Annotated in this window: 12 protein-coding genes and 1 tRNA gene; 5 read left to right on the top strand and 8 right to left on the bottom strand. The window is 73.9% G+C overall.

Going from position 1 to position 15,411, the window contains the following annotated elements:
* Nucleotides 1-8: 8 nt before the first annotated feature.
* From BJ976_RS10770 to BJ976_RS10745, 6 genes are read right to left on the bottom strand one after another with little or no spacing between them, the layout of a single operon-like run.
* Nucleotides 9-2,090 (bottom strand): protein kinase domain-containing protein, encoded by a 2,082-nt coding sequence (locus tag BJ976_RS10770; RefSeq protein ID WP_135030815.1) that lies wholly within the window; start codon nucleotides 2,088-2,090, stop codon nucleotides 9-11.
* The gene (locus tag BJ976_RS10765) at nucleotides 2,087-3,532 is read right to left on the bottom strand and encodes a penicillin-binding transpeptidase domain-containing protein (protein WP_135030814.1); all 1,446 of its coding nucleotides are present in this window, start codon (nucleotides 3,530-3,532) and stop codon (nucleotides 2,087-2,089) included. Before BJ976_RS10765 ends, BJ976_RS10770 begins: the two co-directional genes overlap by 4 nt.
* Nucleotides 3,529-4,962 (bottom strand): FtsW/RodA/SpoVE family cell cycle protein, encoded by a 1,434-nt coding sequence (locus BJ976_RS10760; RefSeq protein WP_184231866.1) that lies wholly within the window; start codon nucleotides 4,960-4,962, stop codon nucleotides 3,529-3,531. Before BJ976_RS10760 ends, BJ976_RS10765 begins: the two co-directional genes overlap by 4 nt.
* A complete protein-coding gene (locus BJ976_RS10755) occupies nucleotides 4,959-6,536 on the bottom strand; it encodes a PP2C family protein-serine/threonine phosphatase (protein ID WP_135030813.1) in 1,578 nt (525 codons plus the stop codon). Before BJ976_RS10755 ends, BJ976_RS10760 begins: the two co-directional genes overlap by 4 nt.
* Nucleotides 6,537-6,542: 6 nt before the next feature.
* Nucleotides 6,543-7,091 carry an FHA domain-containing protein FhaB/FipA gene (locus tag BJ976_RS10750; RefSeq protein ID WP_135030812.1) on the bottom strand — a complete coding sequence of 183 codons (549 nt, stop codon included), beginning with the start codon at nucleotides 7,089-7,091 and terminating at the stop codon, nucleotides 6,543-6,545.
* Nucleotides 7,088-8,032 (bottom strand): FHA domain-containing protein, encoded by a 945-nt coding sequence (locus BJ976_RS10745; protein WP_184231865.1) that lies wholly within the window; start codon nucleotides 8,030-8,032, stop codon nucleotides 7,088-7,090. The genes BJ976_RS10750 and BJ976_RS10745 overlap by 4 nt, the downstream gene beginning before the upstream one ends.
* A 215-nt stretch (nucleotides 8,033-8,247) precedes the next feature.
* On the opposite strand from BJ976_RS10745, the gene BJ976_RS10740 reads away from it, so the two are divergent.
* Nucleotides 8,248-8,334: transfer RNA gene (locus tag BJ976_RS10740), tRNA-Leu, on the top strand.
* A gap of 64 nt (nucleotides 8,335-8,398) precedes the next feature.
* Here BJ976_RS10740 and BJ976_RS10735 read toward each other — a convergent pair.
* Nucleotides 8,399-9,760 carry a YncE family protein gene (locus BJ976_RS10735; RefSeq protein ID WP_135030846.1) on the bottom strand — a complete coding sequence of 454 codons (1,362 nt, stop codon included), beginning with the start codon at nucleotides 9,758-9,760 and terminating at the stop codon, nucleotides 8,399-8,401.
* A 406-nt stretch (nucleotides 9,761-10,166) separates the two neighbouring features.
* Between BJ976_RS10735 and BJ976_RS10730 the strand changes: the two genes are divergently transcribed.
* From BJ976_RS10730 to tctA, 3 genes are read left to right on the top strand one after another with little or no spacing between them, the layout of a single operon-like run.
* Entirely contained in the window at nucleotides 10,167-11,267 is a 1,101-nt protein-coding gene (locus tag BJ976_RS10730; RefSeq protein ID WP_229667317.1) for a tripartite tricarboxylate transporter substrate binding protein, read from the top strand.
* Nucleotides 11,264-11,797, top strand: a complete 534-nt coding sequence (locus BJ976_RS10725) for a tripartite tricarboxylate transporter TctB family protein (RefSeq protein WP_135030845.1) — start codon at nucleotides 11,264-11,266, stop codon at nucleotides 11,795-11,797. The genes BJ976_RS10730 and BJ976_RS10725 overlap by 4 nt, the downstream gene beginning before the upstream one ends.
* A gap of 1 nt (nucleotide 11,798) precedes the next feature.
* Complete coding sequence (gene tctA, locus BJ976_RS10720) at nucleotides 11,799-13,322, top strand: tripartite tricarboxylate transporter permease TctA (protein ID WP_135030844.1); 1,524 nt, start codon at nucleotides 11,799-11,801, stop codon at nucleotides 13,320-13,322.
* A gap of 69 nt (nucleotides 13,323-13,391) precedes the next feature.
* On the opposite strand, the gene BJ976_RS10715 is transcribed toward tctA, so the two are convergent.
* Nucleotides 13,392-14,351 carry an HpcH/HpaI aldolase/citrate lyase family protein gene (locus BJ976_RS10715; RefSeq protein ID WP_135030843.1) on the bottom strand — a complete coding sequence of 320 codons (960 nt, stop codon included), beginning with the start codon at nucleotides 14,349-14,351 and terminating at the stop codon, nucleotides 13,392-13,394.
* 398 nt (nucleotides 14,352-14,749) lie between these two features.
* On the opposite strand from BJ976_RS10715, the gene BJ976_RS10710 reads away from it, so the two are divergent.
* Nucleotides 14,750-15,286 carry a YceI family protein gene (locus BJ976_RS10710; RefSeq protein ID WP_135030842.1) on the top strand — a complete coding sequence of 179 codons (537 nt, stop codon included), beginning with the start codon at nucleotides 14,750-14,752 and terminating at the stop codon, nucleotides 15,284-15,286.
* Nucleotides 15,287-15,411 lie beyond the last annotated feature (125 nt).

Below are 15,411 nucleotides of genomic sequence, written 5' to 3'. Positions count from 1 at the left end.
CCGGCCCGTCAGCCGGCGGGCGCCGGGGTGGGACCCCCGTCGGGCCCCGTGGCCTCGGTGCTCGTGGGGTCCGCGCTCGGCTCGGCGGTCGGCTCGGCGGTCGGGTCGGGGGAGGGCTGGGCGGAGGGGGACTCGGAGGTCGGGGCCGGACCGGGCGAGGGCTCCGCGCCCGGCTCCTCGGTGGGGGTCGCGGGGTCCTCCGCCGGGGCGGTCGGGCTCTGCTCCTCGGTGGGCGCCGGGGCGGAGGTCTGGGCACCGTCGCCGTCGTCGGGGGTGCCGGGGGACGGCTCAGCGCTCGGAGCCGGATCCGTCGCGGGCTCCCGCGTCGTGGCCGGGGCGGGCGCGGGTGCCGAGGACGGCGCGTCCTGGCCGCCGCCGCCGGCGACGATCACCTGCACCGGGGTGTCGAACCGGTGGCGCTCGCCCTCGCCGGGCACCACGCGCACCACCTCGCCCGCGGCGCCGTCCGCCGCGGGGTCGTCCACGCGGTCCACGGAGAACCCGAGCGCGCGCAGCATCGAGGTGACCGTGTCCACCGGCTGGCCCACCAGGTCCTGCGGGACCGTGCCGGCGCCCGTCGAGACGGCCAGGGTGACGACGTCCCCGCGCTGGAGCGCGCCCACGGGGTTCACCCCCACCACGGTGCCCTGCGCGGCCCGGTCGTCCCGCTCGGTCTCCTGGACGGTCAGGCCCAGGCCCTCCAGCTCGCGGCGCGCGTCCGCCGCGGGCCGGCCCTCGTAGTCCTCGGCCCGGAGCGAGATCGCCGCCGAGGAGGTCGCGGCCGCCCCGGCACCCGCCCGGCCGCCCGTGAGGGCCGGCCAGAGCAGCGCGCCGAGCACGGCGAACGCCAGCAGCGCCAGCAGGGCGAACAGGGGCCAGCGGTTGCGCCGGCCCGGACGTGCGGTGCGGGGCACGGAGGCCCCCGCTCCGGCGGACCCGGTGGTCGCGGCCGGCGTCGGACGGGGCGTGGGGCCGGGCTCGGCGGCCGCGCGCGGGTCACGGGTGGCGGACACGTCCGCGGACCCCGCCGCGGCGGCGCCGGCCAGGCCGGCGCCCGCCGCCGCGCCCGCGGCGCCCAGCACGGGCAGGGTCGCGGTGCTGGGCGTCCGGTCCACGGTGCGGGGGACCGGGGCGGTGACCGCGCCCTCCGGCCGGGTCCCGGGGGCCGGGGCGGTGTCGAGCGCCGCGGTCTCCGCGTCGCCGGGGACGTCCACGCCCTCGGCGGCGAGGAACGCCGCGAGCCCCGGGACGGCGTCGACGGCGCCCTCCACGTCCTTGCGGCGCAGCGCCTCGGCCGCCTCGGAGAGCACGGTGGCGTCCGCCGGGCGCTCCCGCGGGTCCTTCGAGAGCATGCACATGATCAGCGCGCGCACGGGCGCCGGCACGGTCTCCGGCAGGGCCGGGGGCGTGTCGTTGACCTGGGCGAGCGCGATCGCGATCTGGGACTCGCCGGTGAACGGGCGGCGCCCGGCCAGGGCCTCGTAGCCGATGATGCCCAGCGAGTAGATGTCCGAGGCGCCCGTGGCCTGCTGCCCCGTGGCCTGCTCGGGTGCCAGGTACTGGGCCGTGCCCATGACCTGGCCCGTGGCGGTGAGCGGGACCTGGTCCGCGAGGCGGGCGATGCCGAAGTCCGTGACCTTCACCCGGCCGGTGGGGGTGATCATCAGGTTGCCGGGCTTGACGTCCCGGTGCACCAGGCCCTGGGCGTGCGCGGCGGAGAGCGCGGCCGCGGTCTGCCGGATGATGCTGAGCGTGCGGTCCGTGGAGAGCGTCGAGTCCTTCTCGAGGATCGCGGACAGGGGCTGCCCCGGGACCAGCTCCATGACGAGGTACGCGGAGCCCTTCTCCTCGCCGTAGTCGTACACGTTCGCGACGCCGGGATGGTTCAGCAGCGCGGTGTGCTGCGCCTCGGCGCGGAACCGGCGGAGGAAGTTGGGGTCGCCCGTGTACTCCTCCTTGAGGATCTTCACGGCGGTCATCCGGCCCAGGACCTTGTCCCGCGCCTTCCAGACCTCGCCCATGCCGCCGATCGCGATGCGATCGGTCAGCTGGTACCTGCCGCCCAGGGTGATGCCCGATGTCGGCCTCATTCCACGACCACCGCTTCCATGATGCTCTGCATGCTCTCCACCGCCGTCGAATGGGCGGAATCCTCGTTCTGGTCCTCGTAGACCACCGTGACGGCCACCTGCGGGTCCTCCACGGGGGCGAACCCGGTGACCCACGTGTTCACGTTCTCCGAGCCGTCCTTCTCCGCCGTGCCGGTCTTCGCCGCGATCCGCACGACGTCCGAGCGGGCCGCGGAGGCCGTGCCCTCCTGGACCGTGGCCTCCATCATCCTCGCGATCTGCTCGGCCACGTCCGCGTCCATCGCCCGGCCGCGCTCGCGGGGGGCGAACTCGGAGACCACCGTCAGGTCCGGGCGCCGCACCGTCTCCACCATCTCCGGCTCCATGACCACGCCGCCGTTGGCGATGCCCATGGACACCATGGTCATCTGCAGTGCCGTGGCCTGCACGTCCCGCTGGCCGATCGCGGACTGCGCGAGGGCGGCGTCGTCCAGGTCCTCGGGGAACACGGACTCGGTGACGGGCAGCGGGATCTCCCCGGAGTCGTTGAAGCCGAACCGCTCGGCCGTCTCCCGGATCCGGTCCTGGCCCAGCTCCACCGCGGCCTGGGCGAACGGCGTGTTGCACGAGTGCGCCACGATCCAGGTCAGGGTGGCCGAGCCGACGTCGTTGCACGGGCCGCCGGCGAAGTTGGACATCTGCGCGGGCGTGCCGGGCAGCGTCCAGCGGGCGGGGACCTCCAGGGTCTGGTCCGGGGCGTAGTCGCCGGACTCGAGCATGGCCACGAGGTCCACGAGCTTGAACGTGGAGCCGGGGGAGACGCGCTGCTCCGCGGGGCGGTTGCGTCGCACGTCGAGACCGGGGACCGCGGTGTACGCGTTCATGGCCTGCACGGAGTCGGTCCGGCTGTGGGAGGACAGGGCGTTCGCGTCGAAGCTGGGCTTGGAGGCCATCGCCAGGATCCGTCCGGTGGACGGCTCGGTGACCACCACGGAGCCCTTCGTGCCATCGGGGATGGAGTCGTACGCCAGCCGCTGCAGGTCGCGGTCCAGGGTCAGCTCCACCTGGTCCCCCTCGGGCGTGGCGCCCGTGACGATCTGCAGGGCACGGTCCAGGAACTGGGAGCTGGAGGTGCCGGCGAGCCGGTCGTCCATCGCCTCCTCCAGGCCGTCGGTGGTGTAGACGAGCGAGTAGAAGCCCGTCAGCGGCGCCCACATCCGGGAGTCCTGGTAGATGCGCTGGTAGTTGTAGGCGTCACCGGACTCCACGGACTCCGCGATCGGCTCGCCGTCCACCAGGATCGGCCCGCGGGGCGCGCCGAACTCCAGCACTATCTGCCGGCTGTTGAGCCGGTGGTCCTTGAGCGGCTCGGCGGCCACCACCTGGATCACGGAGGCCGCCACGGCCAGCACCAGGAACATGCCCACCATCACGAGCCACGTGCGTCGGATCGCCTCGTTCACCGGCCCTCACCTCCCGCGGGGACCCGGGGGCGGGGTCCGGTCAGGGGGCGCTCGGCGCCCGGGTCGAGCAGGCCGGCGCCGGGGCCGGAGGCGTTGACCATGCCGTCCACCACGGCGGGCCGGCGAGCGGCATGGGAGATCCGCAGCACGAGCGCCAGGATGATCCAGTTGGCCAGCAGCGAGGAGCCGCCGGCGGCCAGGAACGGGGTGGTCAGGCCCGTGAGCGGGAGGACGAGGGTCACGCCGCCCATCACCACGAAGATCTGCCAGGCCATGGTGAACGCCAGGCCGGCGGCCAGCACCTTGCCGAACGCGTCCCGCACGCCCAGGGCGGCGCGCACCATGCGGGTCACCAGCAGCAGGTAGAGCATCAGCACGCCGGACAGGCCCACGAAGCCGAGCTCCTCGCCGATCGCGGCGAGGATCATGTCCGAGAAGGCGAGCGGGACCTGCGTGGGGTTGCCGGCCCCGAGGCCGGTGCCCAGCAGGCCGCCGGAGGCCATCGCGAACAGGCCCTGCACCACCTGGTAGGAGCCGCCGAAGTCGCGGTTGTAGATCTCGGAGTCGAACGCGTTGAGCCAGATCTGGAAGCGGGCCGTCACGTGCGGCAGGAACAGGAACGCCACCGCCGCCCCCATGCCCACGAGCGCCAGGCCCAGCAGGATCCAGGAGGCCCGCGAGGTGGCGATGTAGAGCATGGCCATGAACATGCCGAAGAACAGCAGGGCCGACCCCAGGTCCCGCTGGAACACGAGCACGCCCAGGGCCACGAACCACGCCACCAGCAGGGGGCCGAGGTCCTGCACGCGGGGGAAGGACACCGGGCCCACGCGGCGACCGGCCAGCAGGATCAGGTCGCGGTTGGTGGAGAGGTACCCGGCGAAGAACACCGCCAGGGTGATCTTGGCGACCTCGCCGGGCTGGAAGGTGCCCACGCCCAGGTCGATCCAGATGCGCGCGCCGTTGGCGGTGAGGCCGAGGCCGGGCACCAGCGGCAGCAGGAGCAGGACGCCGGAGGCGGCCAGGAACAGGTAGGGCCAGCGGCGCAGCAGCCGGTGGTCCCGCAGCAGGAGCACGAGCACGGCGGCCACGGTGATCGCGAGCACGGACCACACCAGCTGGGGGGTCGGCCGGGCGGCCGCGGTGTCCGCGCTGAGCCGGTGGATCACCGCCAGGCCGAGCCCGTTGAGCAGGATCGCGATCGGCAGGATGAAGGGGTCGGCGTACCGCGCGCGCAGGCGCAGCACCACGTGGAGCACCAGGCCGGCGGCGCCGAGCACCGCGATCGGCACCCAGGAGGACTCGCCCACGGTGCCGGAGGTGGAGAGCACGCCGAGCAGGTCCGCGCCGAGGGCGACGGCGACCGCCGCCACCAGCAGCACCAGCTCGGTGGTGCGGCGGGGACGGGCCGGGGAGATCACCTCGGTCACGGCGTCCCACCCCCGTCCACGGGGGCGCCGGCGGTCTCCTGCAGCTCGCCGACGATCTGGTCCGCGTGGCCGAGGTCCCGGGCGGGCATGCCCTGCCGGACGCGGTCCTGGGCGTAGGCGGGCAGCCGGTCCAGGGGGACGTCGGTGGTGCGGTCCACCCGGGACAGCTCCACCGGCCCGAGGGTCTGCGGGACGCCCTTGAAGACCGCCACCCGGCCCTGGTCCTCGCCCACGTAGTACTGGGTCTGGGTCCACAGGTAGCCCCACAGCAGCACGGCCCCCAGGATCAGGGCGAGCAGCGCCGTGAACACGGGGATGAACCAGCCGCGGCGGTACTCCACGGGACGGTCACGACGACGGCGCCCCCGCCCGGCGCCGGCGTCGCCCGCGGCGGGGCCCGCCGACGCGGGCTCGGCTCCGGCGGTGCGCCCCTCCGCGGGAGGCCCGTCCTCCGCTCCCGGCCCCGGGGCGGCCGGGGCGGCCGCGGACGTGCGGCCCGGGCCGGCGTCGTCCGCGACCGTGGGAGAGGGGGACGCCGGGGCGGCGGGGGCGGCGGCGCTTCCGGCGGCGGAGCCGGCCGTGAGGAGGGCGGCGGTGCGGCGGGGCCGGTTCTCGGGTACCGGGCTCTCCCCGAGCAGGGCGGAGGAGCGGCGGAGGGTGGCGCCGCGGGTGACCACGGGGATCCGGTCCGTGCGCACGGCGGAGTTCGCGGCGCCCACGAGCAGGTGGGGGCGGGCGGCCAGGTCCTCGCGCAGGAGGCGGCCGGAGACGGGCCCGCGCTCGGTGGGGCGCGCGGCGGCCAGGGCCTGTTCGGACAGGTGCACCTCGGGCGGCGGGGCGAGCTCCTCGGGGCTGCCCTCGGCCACCTCGAACACCACGATGGTCACGTTGTCCGGCGCACCGCCGGCCAGGGTGAGGTCCACGAGGGTGTCCACGGCCTCGTTGAGCGCGCCGGCACCGGCCAGGACCTCCTGGATGCGGGTCACGGGGACCACGTCCGTGAGGCCGTCGGAGCAGAGCAGCCACCGCTCGCCGGGGACCACGGGGACCTCGAACACGTCCAGCTCGGGGGAGGCGTCCACGTCCCCCAGCACCCGCATGAGCACGTTCTTGTTGGGGTGGTGCTGGGCCTCCTCGGGGGAGAGCCGGCCCTCGTCCACGAGCTTCTGCACGAAGGTGTGGTCCCGGGTGACCTGCGAGAACGCGCCGTCCTGGAGGCGGTACGCGCGGGAGTCGCCGATGTGCGCCATGTGCAGCGTGGTCCCCGCCAGCAGGGCGGCCGTGCACGTGGTGCCCATGCCGGCCAGCTTGGGGTTGGCGTGCACCAGTTCGTTGAGCACCAGGTTCGCGTTCTGGATCTCGTCCGGCAGCACGGTGGCCGGGTCCTCGTAGCCCACGTCGTCCAGGGGGGCCAGGTCCAGCACGGTGGAGGCGCTCGCGACGTCGCCGCCCACGTGCCCGCCCATGCCGTCGGCGAGCACGGCGAGGTGACGGCCCACGTACGCGGAGTCGTCGTTCTTGGCGCGCACGCGGCCGACGTCGGAGCGTGCGGCGTAGCGGAGGACGAGGGGCATGCGGGGTCAGTCCTCGAGGACCATGACGGTCTTGCCGATGCGCAGGGCGGAGCCCGGGCCCAGCGGCAGGGCGCGGGTGACGGGGTCGCCGTCCACGTAGGTGCCGTTCGTGGAGCCCAGGTCCTCGAGGAACCAGCGGGTGCCCTGCGGGAACAGGCGGGCGTGACGACCGGAGGCGTAGTCGTCCTCGAGGACCAGGTCCGCGTCCTCGGCGCGGCCCAGCAGCACGGGGCCGTCGAGGGCCACGGTGCGCCCGGCGAGCGGGCCCTCGGTCACCCGCAGGGTGCGCGGCAGGCGCGGGGCGGGCACCACGGGCGCCGCGGAGCGCGCCTCCGCGGCGGGGCGGGGCGCCGGCCGGTCCGCGGAGGCGGCGTGCGCCCCGGCGGCGGGCACGGCGGTGACCAGGCCGGCGTCGTGCCGGGCCTGCTCGAGACGGGTCTTGTTGCGCCGGCCCACCACGAGGTCCCGGCCCTGGGACATGACGATCGACAGGATCAGCACCCACAGGGCCAGCAGGAGCCCGAGGCGGAGCACGGCGACGGCGAGCTCGTTCACTGGGGGGTCCTCCCGTCGGTGGCGTCGGCGTGGAAGACCATCTCGGTCCGGCCCACGGTGATGCGATCACCCTCGCGCAGCACCGTGGAGCCGTCAACGCGACGCCCGTCCACCGCCACGCCGTTGCGGCTGCCGAGGTCGATCAGTGTGACCACCGCGCCCACTCGCACCAGGCGCAGGTGGCGGCGCGAGACCGAGGAGTCCGGGACCACGATGTCCGCCTGCTCCGGCGAACGGCCCACCACCATGTCCTCGAGCGAGATCGGGTGCATCCGGCCGTCGAACTCGAGCGCAGGCACGGCCGGACGGGGACGGCCGCCGCCGCGGGGCATCACGAGGGTCGCGTCGTCGGCGGAGGCCGGCGGCCGAGCCGGGGCGGACCTCGGCGCCGGCGAGGGGACGCGGGGCGCGGGCCGCGCTGCGGGGGCGGCCGGGGACGACGCGCGGCGGGGCGCCGAGGCGCTGCGGTGCGGGGCGCCGTCGAGGGCCTCGGCGGAGGCCGTCGGCCGGGCCGGGGCGGCCGGCCGGGCCTGCGGGGCCGGGGCGACCGCGGGGGCCTGCGTCCGGGAGCCGTCGTCGAGGCGGGAGACGACGTCGATGCGGCCGGGGCGGACGGCGTCGTCCGCGTGGAAGGCCACCCGGACGGAGCCGGGGAGGGAGTAGCCCTGGGCCTGGGCGTGGCGGATGACCTCGTCGCACAGCTCGCTGGCCAGGGTGCTGCCCCACGTGCGGGCGCGCTCGAAGTCCGCGGGGGAGAAGTGCACCGTGAAGTCGTTGGGCGCCACCGTATGGCCCTCGGACAGGGCGAACGACTCGTCGTCCATCTCCTGCCGGAGGGCGGACGCGATCTCCACCGGCTGCACCGCCCGGGCGCCGCCGGCGGAGAAGGCCGAGCGCACCGCCTTCTCGAGGCCACGCTCGAGGTTGTCCAGAAGTCCCACGGACCGGGGCTCCTCTCCGAAAGTGGTCGTCCGTCCGATAGTACGGGTCCGGCCTGGGAGGCGGCGGGGCGTCGACCGGGTGACCGGGTGAACGGGTGACCGGCCGAGCCGTCGCCCGGGGGGCGAGTTGCGGGGGCGCTGCGGGCCGGTGTAGGCTGTTCCTCGCTGCCTCGGCGGGTACCGTGTTTCCGCGGCACCGGATGAGGAAGCCGCTCGCGCGAGTGGCGGAATAGGTAGACGCGCTGGCTTCAGGTGCCAGTGTTCGAAAGGACGTGGGGGTTCAAGTCCCCCCTCGCGCACCACGTGGACGAAGGCCCCGGATCATGGATCCGGGGCCTTCGTCGTGTCCGACGACCGGGGGCGGGGTCACCCCCCTGCGGTGTCCGACGAGGCCTTCGCGGTGCCGCCGGCACGCGGGCCCACCCCGTCGGTGTCGTCGTAGATGTCGATGGTGCCGCCGTAGTTGGCCACCCAGACCTCGCCGGAGGGCTCGTCGTAGGTGACGCCGACGGCGTGGACGCCGGCCGGTGCCGTGTCGATGATCTCGAGGGTCTCGGCGTCGATCTTGGTCAGCGTGGAATCGTAGTAGTTCACCACGTAGAGGGCCGTGCCGTCGGTGGAGATGTCCATGGAGCGCGGCTCGTCCCCGGCCGGCGCGCTGTCGAGGACCTCGCCGGTCTCGGCGTCCAGCTTCACGATCTGGTCGGCGCCGGAGAGCGTCAGGTAGAGGGTCTTCCCGTCCGGGGACAGGACGAGGTGGCGCGGGTTCTTGCCGGTGTGCATGACCACCTCGGAGGTGCCGGCCTCCAGGTCCACGCGGTAGAGCTTGTCCGCCCACATGGCGGTGGCGTAAGCGGTCTTGTTGTCCGGCAGCACGACGATGCCGCGGGGCATGGTGTCCAGGGGGATGGTGTGCTCGGTCTCCCCGGAGGCGGTGTCGAGGACGGTCATGTTCGAGTCGCACCAGTTGGTGACCAGCAGGCGGGACTCGTCCGGGGACAGGGCCACGTACTTGGGCACCCGGCCCACGCGGTAGGCGGCGTCCCAGTCCTTCTCCTCCACCGAGTACCGGTAGACCAGGGAGGGGGCGATCGCCGAGCCGGCGGTGCAGTTGTCATCCGGTTCCGCGCCCACGTCGTACAGCCCGTACTGGGTGACGTAGGCGAACCGGCCGTCCTGGGTCCACGCGGCCTCCACCGGGGCGCCGCTGACCACGCCGGACAGGCCCTCGATGCCCATCGCGTCCGTGTCCACGGTGTCGTCCAGGGCCTGGACCACCTCGCGGGTCTCGGTGTCGAAGAGCACGACGTTGTGCCGGTAGGTCACGTTGTTGGTGATCATCAGCCCGTGCTGGTTGGAGACCACGGACTTCGGCACCACGCCGGTGCCCTTGAGGGTCTCCATGCGGGTCAGCCCGGTGGTGTTGGACGCCGGGAAGTCGGCCGGATCCACGGAGGGCGCCCCCTCGCCCTGGCTCTCAGCCACAGTGTCCTGGCTGCCGCCGGCCTCGGCTCCGCCGGTGGCCTCGGCTCCGCCGGTGGTGGAGGCGGTGGCCCCGCCGTCCTGGGCGGTGGCGGCGGCGGCGCTCTGGCCGTCCTCGGTCTGCTCGCCGTCCGCGCCGGCGCAGCCGGTGAGCAGCAGGCCCATGGTGAGCAGCGCGGCGGCGGGCCGCAGTGCCCGGGGGCGGACGGCGTCAGCGCTCTCGTGGACGCGGTGGAGTCGAGCCATGGGGGATCTCCCGGGGGTGAGGGGGCCAGCAGGCAGGCCCGACGGCGCCGCCGGACACAGAGTCAGCATAGCGAGGTGGGCGGGAGGGAGAGGGGCGACGCCGGCGCGACCGGGTCCAGGGGTGTCCAGGGAACTGCCAGGCCGCGTCCGGTCTGCCCCCATCCGCGGTGCCTACGGTGGAACCACCTCATCGACGTGCGAGCGGTGAAGGTGCGAGTGATGACAGAGGCAGGGCCCCGGACGGCGAGTCCGGGGCCCTGCCGCTGTCCGACCCCCAGTGGCTCCGCTGCCATGGCAGGAGCACGACGGCGTCACTGTGCATGCGCAGCACGGTGTGACATGCGACACTCTGCGGACATCGGCTGCATCCGCAGTCGTCTCGCAACCCCTGGAACGAGGTCCGCGCATGTCGCACTCCGCAGACCCGTCGATGCCTGCCGGCTCCCCGCCGCCGGCCGAGGACCCGCCGCCGCGGCACTCCCTGGGCACCCAGACCCAGGCCATCGACCTGTCCCGCCCCGTGCCGACGGGCCGTCGCTTCGGCGTCGGCTCCGCCGTCTTCTCCGCCGTCGCCGCCGTGGTGGTGGCTGCGGCCGCCTACTTCTCCATCGAGTCGGCCTCGTCCGGCACGGACGTCCGCTCGAACATGACCCTGATCGCCCCCGCTGCCGCGGGCGGCGGCTGGGACACGTTCCAGCGCGAGGCCCAGCAGGCCATGCGCGCCAACCAGATCGTGAACAACGTGCAGGTGGTCAACATCCCCGGCGCCGGCGGCACGATCGGCGTGGGCCAGCTGTCCCAGATGACCGATCCCAACGTGATGATGGTGGGCGGCACCGGCCAGATCGCCGCGCAGCTGAAGAACGACACCCCCGCGAAGATCCAGGACGTCCAGCCCGTGGCCCGTGTGGTGGAGGAGTACGACCTGATCCTGGTGCCCGCCGACTCGCCGCATCGGTCCATGGCGGACCTTGTGGCCGCGTGGGCGGAGGACCCCGAGGCCCTCGCCTGGTCCGGCGGCGGCTCGTTCGACCAGCTGGTGATCACGGACCTGGCGACCACGGCCGGCGTCGACCCCGGCCGGATCACCTACATCCCCTCCGACGGCGGCGGCGAGGTGGTCCAGGCCATGCTCAACGGCACCGTGCAGGCCGCCTCCGGCGGCGTCGCGGACATGTACCCGCACGTGGAGTCCGGCCGCCTGCGCATGCTCGGCGTGGCCTCCGAGGAGCGCCTGCCGGGCCTCGACGTGCCCACGCTCGCCGAGCAGGGCTACGACGTCACCCTCACCAACTGGCGCGCCCTCTTCGCCGCGCCCACCGTGACGGGCGAGGACCTCGACGCGCTCCAGGAGGTCGTGGCCGAGACGACGGCGACCCCCGAGTGGAAGGCCACCGTGGAGCGCAACTACTGGCGCGAGGTGCCGCTGCAGGACGAGCAGATGGACGCCTTCGTGCAGGACGAGATCGACCGGATCGCCGGTCTGTACGAGGAGATCGGCTCATGAGCGCCGCGCATGAGACCCACCGCCCCGGCCCCCGGCCGATCGGCGAGGGCACCTGGTTCGCGGGCCGGGCCGGGCTGGCCATGCCGGCGATCGTGGCGGCCTGGAGCCTGTTCCTGCTGATCGGCTCATGGCGCATGGACACCGGCGACGCCGACTTCCCCGGCCCGGCGTTCTTCCCCGGCATCCTCGGCGCGGTCGGCCTGGTGCTGGCCGTGCTGCAGGCGCTCGCGGTGGTGCGGACGCCGGAGCACCCCGAGGACCACTCCGGCCGCCGCTGGCGCACGCACTCGGACCCCGCGGCCCTCGCCTGGACCGCCGGCGGGTTCCTCGCGTTCTCGCTGCTGCTGCCCTGGCTGGGGTGGATCCTGGCCGGTGCGCTGCTGTTCTGGTGCGTGGCGCGGGGCTTCGGCTCCCGCCGCCCCGGCTTCGACGTCATCCTCGCCCTGTTCATGTCCTCGCTGGCCTACCTGGCGTTCGACGTGGGCCTGGGCCTGAACCTGCCCTCGGGCATCCTGGGAGGCGGATTCTGACATGGACGCACTCGGACTCCTCATGGAGGGCTTCGCCGGAGCCCTCACCCCGATGAACCTGCTGTGGGTGCTGCTGGGCTGTCTGCTCGGCACCGCGGTGGGCGTGCTGCCCGGCCTGGGCTCCTCCATGGCGGTGGCGCTGCTGCTGCCGCTGACCTTCGCGCTGGACCCCACGGCCGCGTTCATCATGTTCGCCGGCGTGTACTTCGGCGGCATGTTCGGCGACTCCACGATGGCGATCCTCATGAACACCCCGGGGCAGGCCTCCGCGATCGCCTCCACCTTCGAGGGCCACAAGATGGCCCAGGCGGGGCGCGCGCCGCAGGCGCTGGCCACCGCGGCGATCGGCGCGTTCATCGGCGGCATGATCGCGGCCGTGCTGGTGGTGTTCCTCGCCCCCGTGATGGCCGAGTTCGCGAACAACTTCGGCCCGGCCGAGTACTTCGCGCTCGCCCTGTTCGCGTTCATCGCGACCTCCTCGGTGGTCTCCGACTCCGTCCTCAAGGGCCTCACCGCACTGGTGCTGGGGCTCGGGATCGCCGTCGTCGGGATCGACTCCGTGACCGGCACCGAGCGCTTCACCTTGGGTGCGCCGCAGCTGTTCGACGGCGTCTCCCTCGTGACCGTGACCGTCGCCGTCCTGGCCCTCGGCGAGGTGTTCCACGTGGCCTCCCGCGCCCGGCGCGACCACGACGTGCACCAGGTGCGCTCCGCCGGCCGGCCGTGGCTGACCGGCGCGGAGTTCCGCGAGGCGCTGCCGGCGTGGCTGCGCGGCACCGGCATCGGCCTGCCGTTCGGCGTGATCCCGGCCGGCGGCTCGGAGGTCCCCACCTTCCTGGCCTACGACGTCGAACGTCGCCTCGACGCCCGCCGCGCCGAGCCGCGGTTCGGCCGGGGCGCGATCCGGGGCCTGGCCGCCCCGGAGGCCGCGGGCAACGCGACCACCGGCATGGCGATGGGCGCGCTGCTGACGCTCGGCCTGCCCATCTCCGCGACCGCGGCGATCATGCTCGCCGCGTTCCGGCAGTACGGCCTGCAGCCGGGCCCGCTGCTCTTCGAGCGCAACGCGGACCTGGTGTGGGCCCTGCTGGCCAGCTTCTTCCTGGCCATGCTGGTCCTGCTGCTCATCAACCTGCCGTTCGCGCAGCTGTGGGCCAAGCTCCTGCTCATCCCCAATCCCTACCTCTACGCGGGGATCACGCTGTTCTGCGGGCTCGGCATCTACGCGACGTCCGGCCGGGTGTTCGACCTGCTGCTCCTCCTGGGCATGGGCGTGCTGGGCTTCCTGATGCGCCGGTTCGGGTATCCCGTGGCGCCGCTGATGATCGGCATGGTGCTCGGCCCGCTCGCCGAGACCAGCGTCCGGGACGCCCTGCTCAGCTCCGTCGGCGATCCGGCGGTGCTGGTGTCCAGCCCCATCACGTGGGTGATCTACGGCCTGCTGGCCCTGGTGCTGGCGGGGGCCGCGATGGCGGCGGTGCGCCGGCGTCGTGCCGGGTCCGCGCGGGAGGGCGTCGCGGCCTGACGGCAGACCGTGGCGAAGGGCCCCGGATCCTCGATCCGGGGCCCTTCCCCTGTCCCGACCCGGGCCGGCTCAGTAGTGGTACGTGTCCGAGGGGGCGGCCGCGCGGTTGTCCTCGTCCGGGATGTGGCCGGCGGTGACGCCGAACGCCGCGGCGAGGGCCCGGATCTTCTCGGCGCGCGCCTTGCGCGGCAGGTCCGAGCCGTTGCGGATCTGCCCGCCGGACGCGGCGAACTCCTCGAGGAAGTCCTGCGCCCACGCCAGCTCCTCCTGCGAGGGGCTGAGGCCCTCGTTCACCAGCGCGCACTGCTCGGGGGCCAGGCAGAGCTTGCCGGTCATGCCGAACTCGGCGGTCACGGCGGTGGCCTCGGCCAGCTTCACGCCCGTGGTGCCCACGGTGGGGCCGTCGATCGCCCCGGGCAGGCCCGTGGCCTTCGCGGCGATCGTGAACTGGGAGCGCGTGTACGCCAGCGCCATCGGGGACTCGCCCAGGCCGGTGTCGCGGCGGAAGTCGCCGATGCCGAACGCCAGGCGGAACGTGCCCTTCGCCGCGGCGATGGAGTCGATCCGCTGCAGTCCGCGTGCCGTCTCCACGAGCGCCACCACGGGCACGCCCGGCAGGCGCTTCGCGGTCTCGTTCACGTGGTCGGTGGACTCCACCATCGCCAGCACGACGCCGGCCAGGCCGCCCTCGGCGACCGGCCCGCCCAGGTGCGCGGGCAGGGTCGCGGCGAGCGCCGCGACGTCGTCCTCCCACCACTTCGAGCCGTAGCCGTTGAGGCGCACCCACGCGGTGTGGCCCGAGGTGAGCCAGTCGACGGTGTCCTGCAGGGCCTTGGGCTTGTCCGCGGGGGCCACGGAGTCCTCGACGTCCAGGATGACGATGTCCGCGGCCGAGTCCTCCGCGGGCTGGAAGCGCTCGGGCTGCGCGGCGTTCACGAGCAGCCAGGAGCGGGCGAGCTCGGGGTCGATCCGCTGGCCGGGCACGGGGGAGAACGGCTGGGTGGGCGAGGGGGAGAGGGTGACGGTCATGGCGGGGCCTCCTTCAGGCGGGAGGGCGACGCGGGGGCGGGTCGCCGGGGCTGGTGTCGTCGTCGGACGGTCCGCGGGCGGGGTGCCTCACGCGGATCGGTCGGACGGGGAGGACCAGGTGGGGGCCCGTCGTCGTCGGCGCGGGTCGGCACCGGGAGCGGCCGCGGGTGGGCGGCACGTGTGGCCCAGGTTACAGGACACCGGTCGCGACGACGATGCCCGCGCCCCCGGCGCGCGAACGGCGAGATTCCGCGGTTCATACGTGAAGTGTGACGGAGTGTTTCTGACTTTCACGTGCAAGTCCTGGACGCGCGATGGAGAGAGATGTTTAGATTTGAAACAAGCACGGGGGAGCACCCCGTGACCGCAGATCCGAACATCCTTGAAGGAGCATCCCCATGACGCAGGTCACCCCCGGAACCTGGAACCTCGACGCCTCCCACACCGAGGTGGGCTTCACGGTCCGCCACGCGGGCATCTCCAAGGTGCGCGGCACCTTCCAGGCCGTCTCCGGCACCCTCACCGTCGCCGAGGACTTCGCCCGCTCCTCCGCGGACATCACCGTGGACATGCAGTCCATCGACACCAAGGACGCCAACCGCGACGGCCACCTCAAGGGCGAGGACTTCTTCGACGTGGAGAAGCACCCCACCATGACATTCCGCTCGACCGAGGTCCGCGGCTTCGACGGCGAGGAGTTCGTCCTGGTCGGCGACCTCACCATCCTCGAGACCACGAAGCAGGTCGAGCTGGAGGTCGAGCTCGGCGGCCAGACCACCGACCCGTTCGGCACCACCCGCGTGGGCTTCGAGGCCAAGACCGAGATCTCCCGCAAGGACTTCGGACTGACCTGGAACGCCGTGCTCGAGGCCGGCGGCGTGCTGGTGGGCGACAAGGTGAAGATCGAGATCGACGCCGAGTTCGTCCAGGCCTGATCCGGGCCCGGCCCGCCGGACCCGCAGACGTCCGGGGCTGATCGTCTCTCCCCCCCCGGACACCCCACGACGCCGGCCGCCCCCACCCCGGGGCGGCCGGCGTCGCCGTGGCCGGACCGGGTGCA

This window comes from Micrococcus flavus (genome assembly GCF_014204815.1).
GTDB lineage: Bacteria > Actinomycetota > Actinomycetes > Actinomycetales > Micrococcaceae > Micrococcus > Micrococcus flavus.
Note: the sequence above shows the minus strand (reverse complement) of the source record. Positions and strands in the feature narration are given on the sequence as shown.